Origin of the sequence: Streptomyces sp. NBC_00029 (genome assembly GCF_045160505.1) — a bacterium.
GTDB lineage: Bacteria > Actinomycetota > Actinomycetes > Streptomycetales > Streptomycetaceae > Streptomyces.
Genome location: NZ_CP108292.1, coordinates 6,016,417 through 6,030,676, shown reverse-complemented (window position 1 = coordinate 6,030,676; position 14,260 = coordinate 6,016,417). Strand labels below are relative to the sequence as shown.

Here is a 14,260-nt window from a genome sequence, read left to right as displayed (position 1 = left end):
GCGTGTCGCGGACTTCGACCGACTTCGACCGGCTTAGGCCGCATTTTTGTTGTCGTACGGGGCGAGTTGCCGGGTTCCGGAGGGCCCCGGGAAGGCCCCGGAAGGCCTTCGGGAGCCCTCCGGGACCCGGCTCACTCGGTGTTGCGGGTACTGCTGCGCTGCGGGTGCTGCTGTGCTGCGGTACCGCAGGTGCTGCGGTGCTGCGGTCAGATCAGGCCGAGGCGCAGCGCGGCGGCTTCGGCGTCCACCGGAACGGTGACCGGCTGCGGAGCGCCGGCGATCGCCCAGTCGGGGTCCTTCAGGCCGTTGCCGGTGACGGTGCACACGATCTGCTGGCCGGGGTCGACCAGGCCCAGCTCGGCGGCCTTGAGCAGGCCGGCCACCGAGGCGGCCGAGGCGGGCTCGACGAAGACGCCCTCCTGGGAGGCCAACAGCCGGTAGGCGGCGAGGATCTGGCGGTCCGTCACCTCGTCGATGAAGCCGCCCGACTCGTCGCGCGCGGCCAGCGCGTAGTCCCAGGAGGCCGGGTTGCCGATCCGGATCGCGGTGGCGATGGTGTGCGGCTCCTTGACGACCTCGCCGCGCACGATGGGCGCGGAACCGGAGGCCTGGAAACCCCACACGCGGGGCGTACGGGTGGACAGGCCGTCGGCCTTGTACTCCTTGAAGCCCTTCCAGTACGCGGTGATGTTGCCGGCGTTGCCGACGGGCAGCACGTGGATGTCGGGGGCGTCACCGAGCGCGTCGACGATCTCGAACGCGGCCGTCTTCTGGCCCTCGATACGCACCGGGTTGACCGAATTGACCAGCGCGACGGGGTAGTTGTCGGAGAGCGCGCGGGCCAGGTTCAGGCAGTCGTCGAAGTTGCCGTCCACCTGCAGGATCTTGGCGCCGTGCACCAGCGCCTGGCCCATCTTGCCCAGCGCGATCTTGCCGCGGGGCACGAGCACCGCGCAGACCATCCCGGCGCGCACCGCGTACGCGGCGGCGGAGGCCGAAGTGTTGCCGGTGGAGGCGCAGATGACCGCCTTCGCACCCTCCTCCTTGGCCTTGGTGATCGCCATGGTCATGCCGCGGTCCTTGAAGGACCCCGTGGGGTTCGCCCCTTCGACCTTCAGGTGCACCTCGCAACCGGTGCGCTCGGAGAGCACCTGGGCGGGGACGAGGGGAGTGCCGCCCTCACGGAGCGTCACCACGGGAGTCGTGGCCGTGACCGGCAGGCGGTCCCGGTACTCCTCGATGATGCCGCGCCACTGGTGGGTGCGATTGCTGCTCATGGGTCCTTACTCCCCTTCAACACGCATGATGCTGGCGACACCGCGGACGGTGTCCAGCTTCCGCAGCGCCTCGACGGTCCCGGAGAGGGCCGCGTCGTCGGCGCGGTGGGTGACGACGACGAGGGAGGCCTCGCCGTCCTTGCCCTGCTGGCGGACGGTGTCGATGGACACACCGTGCTCCGCGAAGGTGGTCGCCACCTGGGCGAGAACGCCCGGCTTGTCCGCCACATCGAGGCTGATGTGGTAGCGGGTGACGACATCCCCCATGGGGCTGACCGGCAGCTGGGTGTACGCCGACTCGCCAGGCCCCGTTGCCTCGGCGAGCTTGTTGCGGGCGACGGCGACGAGGTCGCCGAGGACCGCGGACGCGGTCGGCGCGCCGCCCGCACCGGGCCCGTAGAACATGAGCCGCCCGGCGGCCTCCGCCTCGACGAAGACGGCGTTGTACGCCTCGCGGACGGAGGCGAGCGGGTGGGTGAGCGGGATCATCGCCGGGTGGACGCGGGCGGTGACGGACTCGCCGTCGGCGGCGCGCTCCAGGATGGCGAGGAGCTTGATGGTGCAGCCCATCCGCTTGGCGGAGGCGAAGTCGGCCGCGCTGACCTCGGTCATGCCCTCGCGGTACACGTCGTCCAGGCGGACGCGGGTGTGGAAGGCGATGCCGGCCAGGATCGCGGCCTTGGCGGCGGCGTCGTAGCCCTCGACGTCGGCGGTCGGGTCGGCCTCGGCGTACCCGAGGGCGGTGGCCTCGTCGAGCGCCTCCTGGTACCCGGCGCCGGTGGAGTCCATCTTGTCGAGGATGAAGTTCGTCGTGCCGTTGACGATGCCCATCACGCGGTTGATCTTGTCGCCCGCGAGCGACTCGCGCATCGGGCGGACCAGCGGGATGGCACCGGCGACGGCGGCCTCGTAGTACAGGTCCAGTCCGTGCTGCTCCGCCGCGGCGTGCAGCGCGGCGCCGTCCTGGGCGAGCAGCGCCTTGTTCGCGGAGACCACCGAGATGCCCTGCTCGAAGGCGGTGGTGATGAGGCCGCGGGCGGGCTCGATGCCGCCGATGACCTCGATGGCGATGTCGATGTCACCGCGTTTGAGGAGGGCGGTCGCATCGGTGGTGATCAGCGCGGGATCGATGCCCTCGCGGACCTTGGAGGGGCGGCGTACGGCCACGCCGGCGAGCTCCACGGGCGCGCCGATCCTCTGCGTGAGGTCGTCGGCGTGCGTCGTCATGATGCGAGCCACCTCTGAGCCGACCACTCCACAGCCCAGCAGCGCCACCTTCAGCGGACGCGTACGCATCATTCGACCTACGCCTTTCGATCTTCCATCAGTCCCCGTGCGGGCGGTTTGCCCGCCGGGTGGAACAAGTCTCACTCAATGGACAGCAGTTTCCATCCTCGGTCCATTGAGTGAGACACCTATTTCATCATCCGAGGTCGAGACGCAGGAGATCTTCCTCCGTCTCGCGGCGGACGATCACTCGGGCCTGTCCGTCACGCACGGCGACGACGGGCGGGCGGAGTGCGTGGTTGTAGTTGCTGGCCATGGAGCGGCAGTACGCGCCGGTCGCCGGGACGGCCAGGAGGTCGCCGGGGGCGAGGTCGGCGGGCAGGAACGCGTCCTTCACGACGATGTCGCCGCTCTCGCAGTGCTTGCCGACGACGCGCACGAGCATGGGCTCGGCGTCGGACGTGCGGGAGACGAGCGCGATGGAGTATTCGGCGTCGTACAGGGCCGTGCGGATGTTGTCGGACATCCCGCCGTCGACGCTCACGTAGGTCCGCAGACCCTCCAGCGGCTTGATCGTCCCCACCTCGTACAGGGTGAAGGCGGTCGGGCCGACGATGGCGCGGCCGGGCTCCACCGAGATCCGGGGGGCGCGCAGCCCGGCGCTCTCGCACTCCCGGGCCACGATCTCGTGCAGGGCCTTCGCGATCTCGTGGGGCTCGCGGGGGTCGTCGCCCGAGGTGTAGGCGATGCCGAGGCCGCCGCCGAGGTCGATCTCGGGCAGCTCCACGCCGTGCTCGTCCCGTACGGCCGCGAGCAGTCGTACGACGCGCTTGGCGGAGACCTCGAAGCCGGCCATGTCGAAGATCTGCGAACCGATGTGGGAGTGGACGCCGAGCAGCTCCAGCGAGTCGTGCCCGAGCGCGCGGCGCACGGCCTCGGCGGCGGAACCGTCGGCGACCGCGATGCCGAACTTCTGGTCCTCGTGCGCGGTGGCGATGAACTCGTGGGTGTGCGCCTCGACGCCGACCGTCACACGGATCTGGACGGGCTGGCGAACGCCGAGCTCACGGGCGATGTGCGCGACGCGGGCGATCTCCTGGAAGGAGTCGAGCACGATGCGCCCGACCCCCGCCTCGACGGCCCGGCGGATCTCGCCCTCGGACTTGTTGTTGCCGTGGAAGGCGATCCGGTCGGCGGGCATCCCGGCGGCGAGCGCGGTGCTCAGCTCCCCGCCGGAGCACACGTCCACATTGAGACCCTCTTCCTTCAGCCACTTCACGACGGCCTTGGAGAGGAACGCCTTGCCGGCGTAGAAGACGTCGGCGTCGGGGCCGAAGGCGTGCGCCCAGGCCCGGCACCGGGACCGGAAGTCCTCCTCGTCGAGGAAGTAGGCGGGGGTGCCGAACTCCTCGGCGAGCCTGGTCACTTCGATGCCGCCGACGGCGACGACCCCGTCCGCGTTGCGCTCGACGGTCCGGGCCCAGACCTTCTCGTCGAGCGCGTTCAGGTCGGCGGGCGGCGGGGAGTAGTGGCCCTCGGGCAGGACGTCGGCGTGGCGGGGCCCGGCGGGGTGCGCGGAACGGCTCATCGGTATCTCTCTTCGCGGGTCACAGGCGTGTCGGTGCGTCTATGCCGAGCAGGGCCAGGCCACCGGCCAGCACCGTCCCGGCGGCTTCGGCAAGAGCCAGCCGGGCGCGGTGGGCGGCCGAGGGTTTCTCGTCACCCTTGGGCAGGACGCGGTACTGGAAGTCGAGCAGCGCGTCGGCCACGTCGACGAGCTGCCGCACCAGCCGCTCGGGCGCACGGTGGTGCGCGGCGGCTTCGAGGACGAGGGCGTGGTCGGCGAGCGCGCGCAGCAGCGCGGGCGCGTCGACATCACCCGCCTCGGGGTGGAAGCCCAGCTCATCGGCGTTGCGTACGAGGGCATGCGCGCGGGCGTGGGCGTACCGCACCCGGAAGAACTCGCTGGCCTCGGACTGGAGGAGCAGCGCCTCACTGAACGCGGGCGTCTGACCGGCCGGCACGGCGAGCATGGCCCAGAAGGCTGCGTCGCGCCCGTAGCGGGCGAGCACGTCCCCGTCGCGCTTGGCGACGGGGGCGACGGTAAGCGGGCCGATCTCATCGTGGACGCCCTGGATGCCCTGGACGCCCTGGATGCCCTGGGTGCTCTGGACGCCCTGGATGCCCTGGGTGCGCAGGAGCCGCAGCACGCACGCGTGCACGACGCGCTCGCGGGGTCCGCGGGAGGCGTCGGCGTCGGCGGTGTCGGCCGGCGAGAGGAGAGCGGCACCTCCGCGCACGTCGCGGATGACGATGTCGTCGACGATCCCCCGCGAGATGACGCCGGGGGCGGTGGGCGCCGGCAGCACGAAACAGAGGAAGCCGGGACCGGTCACCTCGACCTGCTCGATCCCAGGCTCCTGGGCGAGCCGCCGGGCAAGCACCTGCGCCACGGCCTGCGGCGCACACCCGGCGGACTTGGCGACCTGGAAGGCGACGGGGGTGGCGTAGTCCCCCACCCCGCCGGGCCGGGTCCGCTCGACGACGACCCGCTCGGGCACACCCGCGCCGGCGGCCAGCTCCCCGTCGGCGACGGCGCAGCGCACGGCGCGTACGACGGCACGGGGGAGGTCGGCGGGGTTCACGGGTCCAAGCCTAGGGGAGACGACCCCTCATCCCGCCAAGGGTTTCGGCATGTGAACAGCGGACGCGAGGAGGACGGAACAAGCGAAGGGAGGGGCAGGAGGAAACGAGGGGAAACAGGGGAAGCAGAAGAACCTATCCCCTCCCCCTCCCAGCGGGAGCCCCTTTCCTCCCGTCGCGCCGATCCTTGCGTTCGACCAGCCTGCGCACGACCCTGACCAGCTCGGTGGGCTCGAACGGCTTGGCGAGGAAGGCATCGACCCCGGCCGCGATCCCGGCCTCGACCTCATGCTGCGTACAGGCACTGACAATGGCGACGGGCACGTCCCGGGTCCGCGGATCGGCCCGCAACTGCGCGGCGGCCCCGAACCCGTCCAGCCGCGGCATGACCACATCAAGGGTGATCGCATCGGGAGCCACCCGATGCACGACGTCCAGACACTCGGCACCATCGTTCGCGGTCACGACCTCGAAGCCCTCCAGCTCGAGGTTGACCCTGATCAGCTGCCGGATGACCTTGTTGTCGTCGACAACAAGAACCCGGCCCGAGACGCCTGGCACAACTCGAGAGTAGGTCGAGCCGGGGCCCCGCGTCCGGGTTTTTGCCACTTCCACCCCCTGCGGGCGAACCACCCCCGCCTCCCCCGCAAAGCAGTTCCTGATCACCCCGTGGAAGCTGGTAGTGTTCAACCCGTCGCCGCAACACCAACGACGCGCCCCCGTAGCTCAGGGGATAGAGCAACGGCCTCCGGAGCCGTGTGCGCAGGTTCGAATCCTGCCGGGGGCACTCCAGCAGAGACAGCGCGATCACGCCGCTGACCAGCTGAAGTGCCAAGCATGAAGGCCCGAACTCAGTCCCACTGAGTCCGGGCCTTTGTCGTTGCTACGCACTGGTCCCGTGTGAGGAGCGTGTGGGCCACACGTCAGTCGGACACCTCCCTGATCACCCGTCGCGCCCGCTCGTAGTACTGCTCGCGCGTCCCGTCCAGCCCCGCGGCATCCGGTCGCCTCGTCAGATTCGACAGCGCTTCAGCGGTGCCTGCAGCCCACTCCCCGTAGGCCTCGAAGACGGCGTTGGCCCGCTGCCGGAGCTCCAGGTCCGGCATGACCTCGATGACGGGCAAGGCGTCGTCGTGGTGCCGGCGCACCGCGGCAGAGCACTCGTCGTACAGGAGCGTGGCGGCCAACGTGTCCGCCGCCTCCGTCGCCTCACCGATCTTCGCCCGGAAGTCCTGGAGCATCTTCGAGATGGTCGTAGAGGTGGCGATCACCTGCTCGCGAATGCGCTGCTCGTGAGCCAGCTTGGCCTCGTGGTCGCGCTTCGCGGCCTCCAGGACGTCGGCGTGCTGCTGCCTCCTCTGCTCGGTCCGCCCCGTGAAGTAGTGGGTGATCCAGGCCGCTGCAGCCGAGCTGATGAGGACAGCTCCGGCAGAGATGGCTGCCGTGACCCACTGACTGTCCTGCACCACCGTCGTGGTCACGGACCCCGTCGTGGTCGTCGTCTGCCGGCCGCCGCACCCGGCTATGACCACCAGGAACGCCAACAGCCCCAATCGGCTCGCCACTTGTCGCATGATCGGCAGATTAGTGCGTGCCGTTGCGCACGCTCACTGGGGTTCGGCCCACCCCGTGACCTCCGGTGAGTTGCCGGCGCGGCGGGCAACCTCGGCGACCGCGGCTGACCCCTACGTCGTTGCGCGACATGCAGGGTCGCATCTCAACTCACCGGAGAGCAGGAGCACATGGGGCCCAGGTTGGCCACCCGCGAATCTTCCGGCCCGGCAACTCTTCTACCAATGCGGGTTCGCTGACCCATAGAATGCGCCACCGAGGTGCCGGTGCAGCAGTCCTGCGCCCAACAGGCAGCAGCCCCACCTGCGCAGCGAGGCGAGCACTTGTGCGATTAGGTAAGCGAGCGAACAAGCGGCCTCGCGCACGCGAGATCCCTGGACCATTCCACGCAACGCGAAATCACTTGACCGAAAGCATGGAGCGCTAAGTGGCCCTGTCGCGAAAAGCCAATGCCCTCATTCAGTGGGGTAGCCTCTTAGTCGGCATCACAGGAATTTCCCTCGACAAGCTCCTGAAGGAACATCCTCTCGCCTCAAACATCTCATCAGGCGTCGCGATCGCCGCCTTTCTCGTCTATGCACTCACGCAAGTCCTTCGCCGCGACCTAAACAGGTTTCGAGGCAAGGGCAAGGTCGACCTTGCCTGGCAGGCATTGCTTACACGCGCAGACTCCTCCGTCTCCGTATTCGCTGGAGACGTATCTTGGGCACAGAGCAGCCAGAGCGCACTCACAAATCGCACTCAAGCAGGTGTCGTCGTGCGCGTCCTCTGCAGATGGCCTTCGACTCCCAGCCGAATCGAGCAAGTGCAGGCATTGATTGCGGCGGGAGTCCAGGTCAAATATTTCGCGGACGACCTCATCAAGCTACGCGGGCTCGTCGTAGATACAAGCATGGGTCTGGATAGCGGCACAGCCCTCACCGTAACGAAGACCCCGAAGCCAAACATCCCAATTGGATCGGGGCAACCCGTCAACTCCAGCCTGTTCGACTACGAGGCGCGCCGTTACCTCCCCGGCAGCGACTCAACCTACATCTCAACGCTGCATCAGCTCTTTGAATCCGCATGGGAGGGGCTGCCACACGGGATAATCATGACCAAGTTGACACTCACCAAAAGCCGATACCGCACCATCCTGTCTCAAATTCCGCACTACAGCCATATCGGAACAGGCGATCTCGAAGTAAAAAAGATCTCGATCGCCTCGCTGTACTCATGCTGCCGGACGGTGAAGGCAGCGAAGCTGCAACGGGTGTCGGCGTTGATCGAAGGGTACCGCCGCTTCGATTTGGAGCCGTTCGAGCCCTGCAAGCTTGAGAGCGGCGGCCGACCGTTGACGCTCATCCCTCCCATCGTCGAAGAGCAGCCGGATGGAAGTTTCGTCATCATCGACGGCATGCACCGGATCTATCAATTGGCTACTCAGACGGATGCCCAGCAGGCTGTCTGTCTCGTCCTGAAGAACGTGGGCAGTCTGCCTTCCATCCCCATCCCGTTCCAACAGGTTCGCGCCAGTCCGTCAAAGCTTCCCCGGGTAGACAACTTCCCTGACTACAACCATCAAAATTTCCGCGACATCAAGACAATCGACCGGAATCTTGCGGCTACAAGTTGATGCTGCCATCCACAATCTGCAGGCTGTCGACGCCTGACCGTGGGTGGTTGATCGAGCGGTGGCCCGACAGCGGCAGGCGCCAGCTGCCGGGCTCGGGAGGCTCCAGGAGTCGTCAGCGCGCGAGGCCTACTCCCACCCCATCTCCCGTTCGATCTTCGCGTTGTTCAGCTCCTCGTGGCCGTCGATGCAGCCTTCGTATCGCCGGTGGATGACCTCCGGCGAGTTGCCGGCGCGGCGTGCGACCTCGGCGACTGGAACGCCGGCGTTCAGCCAGTTCGTGATGCAGGTGTGGCGCAGGTCGTATGGCCGCCGCGCGAGCGGCGAGGTGGCCCGGTCGGGCGGGAGCGCGAATGCCCGGGCCTCCTGCCAGACCCTCCAGTAGCTGGACGTCCCCAGCACGCCGCCTCGCTCGTTGGCGAAGAGCCGGCCGCCCGGAGCGGTGCCGAACTCCTCGATGTGCTCGCGGAGGATCGCCACCAGGAGCGGCGGAATGGGCACCGGCCGGTCGGCTTTGGCCTCGCGCGACTTGAGGCCGCGCTTGTCGTGGCGCTTCCCGGAGTCGGTCCATCTCTTCCCCGATACGGGCAGCGTCTCCCGGAGTGTGAGCGTGCCCCACCCCGTCTCGGGAAGGTGGCAGTCCTGGTCCCTCAGCCCGACCGCTTCCGCCGGCCGCATCGCCGCGTAGAGCTGGCATGCGAAGAACGCGACGAGGCGTCGGCCGCGGTTGCGGTGGACGGAGCCGACGTAGGAGACGGCGGTCAGGAGCTGGCTTCCTTGGACGGCATTGACCAGAACCCTGGGGTCCACCGCGTCGCCACCCTTGGGACCGGCCCGCTTCACTCCGGCCAGGGGGTTGGCGTCCAGGTAGCCCGACTCGATCGCGTACTCCATGGCGGTGTTGAAGCCGCGGCGGCGCCGCTTGTACGTCTCCCCCGCCGCCGGGGTCTCGTCCAGCTTGAACGAGAGCCGGTATTGGACGTCTCGGAGCACCCTCGGGTCCTGGAGGTCCGAGAGCGGTCGGGAGCTCTGCGAAAGCCACGTACAGGGCCGCACGAGCTCCGGTGGAGGCTCCTCGCCCTTGTGCGCCGGAACGACGGCTCAGCGCACCGCCAGCCGCACCTCTTCCGGGGTGGGCGCCTTGGCGCCGTCGCCCATCATCGCGATGGCCACCGTCGCGAGGCTGTCCGCCAGCCCCTCGCGGGTCTTCGCTGCGGCTGTCCGCCACCGGACGGCCATGTACTCACGGCTGAAGTCCCACCAAGTGGGATCGGGGCGGACGTTCTCTTTTGCGGCGGCCTTCCGGACCTCGGATTCCGGTAAGCCCGATTCGACGTCAAACGGCTGCCCTTTCGTCATCGCGTTCCAGAGTTCCGAGCGGCGGCTTTCGGCGAGCGCCACCGTGGCGAACGTGGCGTGCCGGACTTGCCCGGCCACGACCCATCGCAGCTGGTAGGGAGCCGACTTACTGGAAAGCCTGCTGATCTTCCAGATCCGGACATCCGTGGTCAGGGTGAGTTCCGCCGTGGGGGCCGAGCCCCCACTGTTGCGGGGGCCCGGCACGTTCGCGGTCTTGCGGTTGGTCACGCGGCCTCTTCCAGGGTTGCGATCCATCGCTCCAGCTCAGAGCGCCGGATTCGTACCGAGCCGTTCGGGAGCTTGATGGCCTTGGGGCCCTTCCTGAGCTGCCGCCAGCGGTAGAACGTCGCCAGCGGTACGCCGATCTCTTCGACGACCTGGGGGATGGTCAACATCTCGTCACGCCGTGCGGCCACTGTTCCTCCACGGGGCAGGTCGTTGGGCTACGGGACGGCGAGGCGCCGCAGAAACCGCAGAATCCGCAGAAATACCCGGATCTGTGGCCTGACCTGCGGCGTTGGGGCCCTGCCGGTATGCACCGCAGAAACCACGCGAATCTCCGCAGAAATAGGTGGCGGCGCGTGGGGCGAGGCGGTGCCAGCTGCGGGCGCTGATTTCTGCGGGAGTTCCAAGGCTTTCTGCGGCGGCCGCGCTGCCGTGGCGTCGTCGCTGGTCAGAGTGGGTCGTGGCGGGTTTCTGCGGATTCTGCGGTTTCTGCGGCGGGGCGCAGGGGGCGCAGCTCCGTCGAGGACTCACGCCTTGGGCTCCCGGACATTCGGGTGGATGACGTACCGAGGGGCCGGCGGACGTCCACGCTTGCCGGTCCGGGGCGGGGTGTCGGTACGGAGGTAGCCGTGCTCCTCCAAGAGCGCGAGGGCAGGCTCCAGCTCGGCGACCGTGGGGAATTCGGAGCGGGACAGCTTGGCGAACAGGTCGCGGCGGGTGATGCTCTCCCAGCCGTTGTGCTCCAGGGCCGTCAGCAGGACGCGGGCCCGGGCGAGCGATGTGTCCGCGCCCATGAGGTCGAAGACGGTCAGGGCGTGGGCCGTGAAGTAGTCCGCGATCTCGATGGCGGAGCGCAGGGTGGCCTCGGTGATGGGCTCATGGTGCCCACCATCGATGTGGGTCGCGAGGTGGAGGAGTCCGGCGATGCGGGCGGTGGCGCCGATGAGCTTGCCCGCCCACTTGTCGATGTGGCCGAGCCTGCCGCCCTTGGCCCTGAGCTGCGGCTCCAGCCGCTCCTCGTAGGAGATCAGGGCTCGGTCGGCTTCAGGGGTGAGCTGGATGACGAGAGGGTCGGTCCAGTCGGCCAGCCGGAGGGTGAGCGCGTACACGTTGCGCTCGTACGTCGCCGCCACGGCGGCCGGTACCTGGTCCGGGTTGATCCTCCGGTGCCCGACCAGGGATTCGGGGAGGCAGTACAGGAAGCGGGCCAGCAGGCCGCGTCCGTCGAAGCCGCGGTTCTTGCCGATCTCTTCGAGAACGCTGGGCTGGACGGCCAGACCCATGGTCAGGGCCGGGGCTTCGATGAACTCCTCGCGGCTGCGGCGGTCCACTCGGAGCCGGTCGCCGGCGTGGCCTTTGAGGAAGACCTCCATGTTGGGGATGCCCGAGTAGCGCCCGGCGATGATGTCGAAGATGCCGCCCTCGGCGGACATGACCGCGAGCCTGCCGCCCTGCTCGGCAAGCAAGGTGGTGATGACTTCTGGGGTGGCATCATCCGCGAGCAGTCGCGGGCGGGCAGGCACGGTCAGGGTCTCGGCTACCTGGGCGAGGCCGATGGCCTCGGCGATCAGGTTGTCTCGCTCCGGTCCCTCTGCCTTCGCGGCCTGGGCTGCGGTCTTGTCGGCTGCCTCGCGGGCCATCTTCGCGGTGACCTCGGCCTCCACGATCGTGAGGCTCGCGCCCTCCACGAGGCTCTTCTCCGCCTCGTAGAGCGGTCGGGTCATTGCGGCAAACACCGACGACTTCCGGTTCGCAGGGCCGAGCGCGACGACGACGAAGAGGTTGGTGGGCTCCCGCCAGCGGCCGCGCACCTGGACCACGGAACGGCCGCCGGAAGCGGTGGACAGGACCGAGAGGGCCAGGGCTCCCGCCATGTCGGGCGGGGTCTGGGTCTCCTCGGCGACTGCGGCGACGTAGTCGGCCAGCCACCCGGGGAGTGCATGTGTGGGGAAGGGCGGAAGCTTGGGCTGGACATTGAGCGGGATGGGCTCCGCCCACACTCCCGGGAGCGTGTCGGCGCCCAGGGCCAGGGCATCACGCAGGTCGTCGTCCGTGGCGTCCGGGGACATGCCGGCCTGGACGATGCGAGTACCGGCTTCGATGCTGCGGCGGCGGCGCGCCAGCTGGTGGACGATCCCGGCGTAGTACTCGGCATTGGCCGTGCTGGGGACCGCCTGCACCAGGGTGTGGAGGTACGGCCGTCCGCCGACCTTGCCGAGGACTCCGGCGTGGTCGAGGTGGTGGCCGAGGGTGATGGGGTCGGCGGCCTGCCCCTGGCCGTGCAGGTCGAGGATCGCGCGGTGGATCGTCTCGTGGGCCGGGCGGTAGTGGTCGGCCGGGTCCATCGCCGCGGCCACCTGTGCAGTGACCTCGGGGGCGAGCATCAGTGCGCCGACGACGGCCTGTTCGGCCTCCAGGTCGTGGGGCGGTACGCGCTCCAAGCTGCCAGCGGGTGCTGCCCGCAGGGGCAGCACGGAGGCGTACTGCTCCGACGCGGGTTCGGGTGTCATGCTGGTGGTCTCCTGTTTCTGTCGAAGGGACGGAGAACCGGGGCGGTCGCGGTCTTTGGCGAGAGGCGACCGCCCCGGGCGTTTCTCAGGTCATGCACCAGCCGGAGCTACAGCCGGTATCGCATTCGTCGAACTGCACGGTGTCGACCCCATTCGGGACGCATAGCCCAGGGGCACGTCGAACTGGGCCACGGGCGATGTGACCGGTCCGCAGAGATGGGGAGAGGGCGCATTGGAGCTCTTGACGGGAGTCATCGCCATTGCTGGAACGCTGCTGGGTTCGGTCGTCTCCCACACGCTGCAGTCCCGAACTGCCAACCGACTGCACTCAAGTGGCCAAAGTGCGGAGATCCGTCGCGAACTCCGCCAGGCAACTGCTCGCTTACTCGCATCCGAGACGGTTTTCCGCCGCCTCCAGTACGACCGGTGGGGCTTGCGCGACGCTCCCGCACCGGAGAAGGACGCGGCAACCGTCGCCGCGCTGGAGGCTCGATCAGAAGTGATCGCAGCCCTGGCTGAGGTCGAAATGCTGACCGAGGAGACCGACATACGCGCGCAGCTCGCTGAGCTGGCCGAGGCAACATTCACCCTGCACAACGCCATCGACGAGGAAGATCTGGCGATGCGCTCCGCTCGTACCCGTGCCGCAGCGAGCGCCGTGATCGACGCAATCGGCCGTGTGGTTCGATCAGGATGAAGACACCGCAGCACTGGTGATCACCCCTGCTAGTCGTTCACCCACTTCAGCTCATGACCGGTGAGGGTTTCGGTGGTCAGCACTGCCAACACTCCTGACGTGATGTCGAAGGGACGGAGAACCGGGGCGGTCGCGGTCTTTGGCGAGAGGCAACCGCCCCGGGCACAGCTAGTGGTGCCGCTTCCAGAGGGCGTACTCCTGGCGGACGTAGCCGCGAGGATCGCGGATGCTGTCCGGGTGGTCCGGGGTGTACGGGCCGTCGGCGTAGCCACTGGGGCCGAGGCCGGCGGTCTGGTCGATGTCCATGAGGCGCCGGGCCGCTTCGAGGGCGAGGGTGGCGGCGTCGCCGCTCACGGGGTCGTCATCCGTGAGGGCGATCCGGTCCAGGAGCGCTGCCTTGCGGAGCCAGAACTCACGGACGTGGACGCCGTGCAGGCAGTCTCGGACTCCTCGGGCGGTCCATCCGATCTCGCTGATGACACTCGGTGCGGCGGCATAGGCGGTCTCGGGAACGGGCCAGTGGCTCGGCTGCTGTTCGGCGGTGACGTACAGCCGGACGCGCTCGCCGTCGCGGGTGGGGTGCTGGCGGACCGGGCCGGTCGTGAACCTTTCGGACAGGGCTTTGGTGATCTCGGGTCCCTCGGTCGGGCTGCAGATGATGCGGATCTCGAACATGGCTGGCTCCTTCACCCTCGGAAGTTGTTGCGCTTGAAGACGGCCCGGCGGATGTTGACGACCGTCTCGCCCCTGCCGCGACCGTGGTTGGTGCCCAGGACCTGAGTGGCGATGAAGCCGCCGAAGATGACGGCCGCCAGGATGACGAGCTGCTGGAGGAGCGCGGCAACAGCCGCGATGAAGGTGGTCAGGAGCATCAGCCCGCCGCAGGCCGCGGCGAACCCGATGCCGCCGAGGGCGATGTTGACGGCGAGCGGGTTGATGGCCGGCCGTTCTGGGACCGGCTCGGGGGCCTTGGTGGGGGCGATGGCGTAGCCGGTGATGATGCGGCCGTCGGGGAGCTGGATCGTCTGGATGTCCGGGACGGCGTGCGGGTGGTGGACGGCCAGCGGGGCGGGCGTGAGGGGGACCGGGTGGTGGGGCTCGGTGGTCTCCCAGCAGGCGGGGTCGTGGTGGTTCACGG

At 68.7% G+C, this 14,260-nt stretch carries 12 protein-coding genes, 1 tRNA gene and 1 pseudogene; 3 read left to right on the top strand and 11 right to left on the bottom strand.

The annotated features are described in order from the left end of the window. Window positions 1–206: 206 nt before the first annotated feature. The 5 genes from thrC to OG753_RS28340 all read right to left on the bottom strand — a co-directional run bounded on the left by thrC (window position 207) and on the right by OG753_RS28340 (window position 5,756). On the bottom strand, window positions 207–1,277 hold the full coding sequence (gene thrC / locus OG753_RS28360) for a threonine synthase (RefSeq protein ID WP_327264459.1): 1,071 nt from the start codon (window positions 1,275–1,277) through the stop codon (window positions 207–209). Between the two features lie 6 nt (window positions 1,278–1,283). Further along, window positions 1,284–2,573 carry a homoserine dehydrogenase gene (locus OG753_RS28355; protein ID WP_327266933.1) on the bottom strand — a complete coding sequence of 430 codons (1,290 nt, stop codon included), beginning with the start codon at window positions 2,571–2,573 and terminating at the stop codon, window positions 1,284–1,286. Between the two features lie 127 nt (window positions 2,574–2,700). Further along, the gene (lysA, locus tag OG753_RS28350) at window positions 2,701–4,092 is read right to left on the bottom strand and encodes a diaminopimelate decarboxylase (protein WP_327264458.1); all 1,392 of its coding nucleotides are present in this window, start codon (window positions 4,090–4,092) and stop codon (window positions 2,701–2,703) included. A 19-nt stretch (window positions 4,093–4,111) separates the two neighbouring features. Continuing rightward, window positions 4,112–5,149 (bottom strand): ArgS-related anticodon-binding protein NrtL, encoded by a 1,038-nt coding sequence (gene nrtL / locus OG753_RS28345; RefSeq protein ID WP_405790650.1) that lies wholly within the window; start codon window positions 5,147–5,149, stop codon window positions 4,112–4,114. A gap of 133 nt (window positions 5,150–5,282) precedes the next feature. Continuing rightward, on the bottom strand, window positions 5,283–5,756 hold the full coding sequence (locus tag OG753_RS28340; protein WP_405792838.1) for a PleD family two-component system response regulator: 474 nt from the start codon (window positions 5,754–5,756) through the stop codon (window positions 5,283–5,285). 106 nt (window positions 5,757–5,862) lie between these two features. Between OG753_RS28340 and OG753_RS28335 the strand changes: the two genes are divergently transcribed. Further along, window positions 5,863–5,934: transfer RNA gene (locus OG753_RS28335), tRNA-Arg, on the top strand. Between the two features lie 136 nt (window positions 5,935–6,070). Here the strand turns inward: OG753_RS28335 and OG753_RS28330 are convergent. Continuing rightward, window positions 6,071–6,712 (bottom strand): hypothetical protein, encoded by a 642-nt coding sequence (locus OG753_RS28330; protein WP_405790648.1) that lies wholly within the window; start codon window positions 6,710–6,712, stop codon window positions 6,071–6,073. Between the two features lie 434 nt (window positions 6,713–7,146). Here OG753_RS28330 and OG753_RS28325 point away from each other — a divergent pair, with 434 nt between their 5' ends. Beyond that, window positions 7,147–8,334: a hypothetical protein gene (locus OG753_RS28325; RefSeq protein WP_405790646.1), complete on the top strand. Its 1,188-nt coding sequence runs from the start codon at window positions 7,147–7,149 to the stop codon at window positions 8,332–8,334. Between the two features lie 126 nt (window positions 8,335–8,460). Here OG753_RS28325 and OG753_RS28320 read toward each other — a convergent pair. The 3 genes and pseudogenes from OG753_RS28320 to OG753_RS28310 form a co-directional block, all read right to left on the bottom strand. Continuing rightward, a pseudogene (locus OG753_RS28320) lies at window positions 8,461–9,945 on the bottom strand (tyrosine-type recombinase/integrase). After that, window positions 9,915–10,106, bottom strand: a complete 192-nt coding sequence (locus OG753_RS28315; protein WP_405790644.1) for a helix-turn-helix transcriptional regulator — start codon at window positions 10,104–10,106, stop codon at window positions 9,915–9,917. The pseudogene OG753_RS28320 and the gene OG753_RS28315 overlap by 31 nt, the downstream one beginning before the upstream one ends. Window positions 10,107–10,442: 336 nt before the next feature. Beyond that, entirely contained in the window at window positions 10,443–12,425 is a 1,983-nt protein-coding gene (locus tag OG753_RS28310) for a DUF3987 domain-containing protein (protein WP_405790642.1), read from the bottom strand. 232 nt (window positions 12,426–12,657) lie between these two features. On the opposite strand from OG753_RS28310, the gene OG753_RS28305 reads away from it, so the two are divergent. Continuing rightward, entirely contained in the window at window positions 12,658–13,122 is a 465-nt protein-coding gene (locus tag OG753_RS28305) for a hypothetical protein (RefSeq protein WP_405790640.1), read from the top strand. A 168-nt stretch (window positions 13,123–13,290) separates the two neighbouring features. On the opposite strand, the gene OG753_RS28300 is transcribed toward OG753_RS28305, so the two are convergent. Both OG753_RS28300 and OG753_RS28295 read right to left on the bottom strand, forming a co-directional pair. Next, window positions 13,291–13,797 (bottom strand): hypothetical protein, encoded by a 507-nt coding sequence (locus OG753_RS28300; protein WP_405790638.1) that lies wholly within the window; start codon window positions 13,795–13,797, stop codon window positions 13,291–13,293. A gap of 11 nt (window positions 13,798–13,808) precedes the next feature. Continuing rightward, a complete protein-coding gene (locus tag OG753_RS28295) occupies window positions 13,809–14,258 on the bottom strand; it encodes a hypothetical protein (RefSeq protein WP_405790636.1) in 450 nt (149 codons plus the stop codon). Between the last annotated feature and the right edge of the window lie 2 nt (window positions 14,259–14,260).

Bases quoted from the DNA above. Each gene is read 5' to 3' on its own strand.
- OG753_RS28355 (WP_327266933.1), bottom strand. From the start codon at position 2,573: ATGCGTACGCGTCCGCTGAAGGTGGCGCTGCTGGGCTGTGGAGTGGTC.
- OG753_RS28300 (WP_405790638.1), bottom strand. From the start codon at position 13,797: ATGTTCGAGATCCGCATCATCTGCAGCCCGACCGAGGGACCCGAGATC.
- OG753_RS28310 (WP_405790642.1), bottom strand. From the start codon at position 12,425: ATGACACCCGAACCCGCGTCGGAGCAGTACGCCTCCGTGCTGCCCCTG.
- lysA (WP_327264458.1), bottom strand. From the start codon at position 4,092: ATGAGCCGTTCCGCGCACCCCGCCGGGCCCCGCCACGCCGACGTCCTG.
- thrC (WP_327264459.1), bottom strand. From the start codon at position 1,277: ATGAGCAGCAATCGCACCCACCAGTGGCGCGGCATCATCGAGGAGTAC.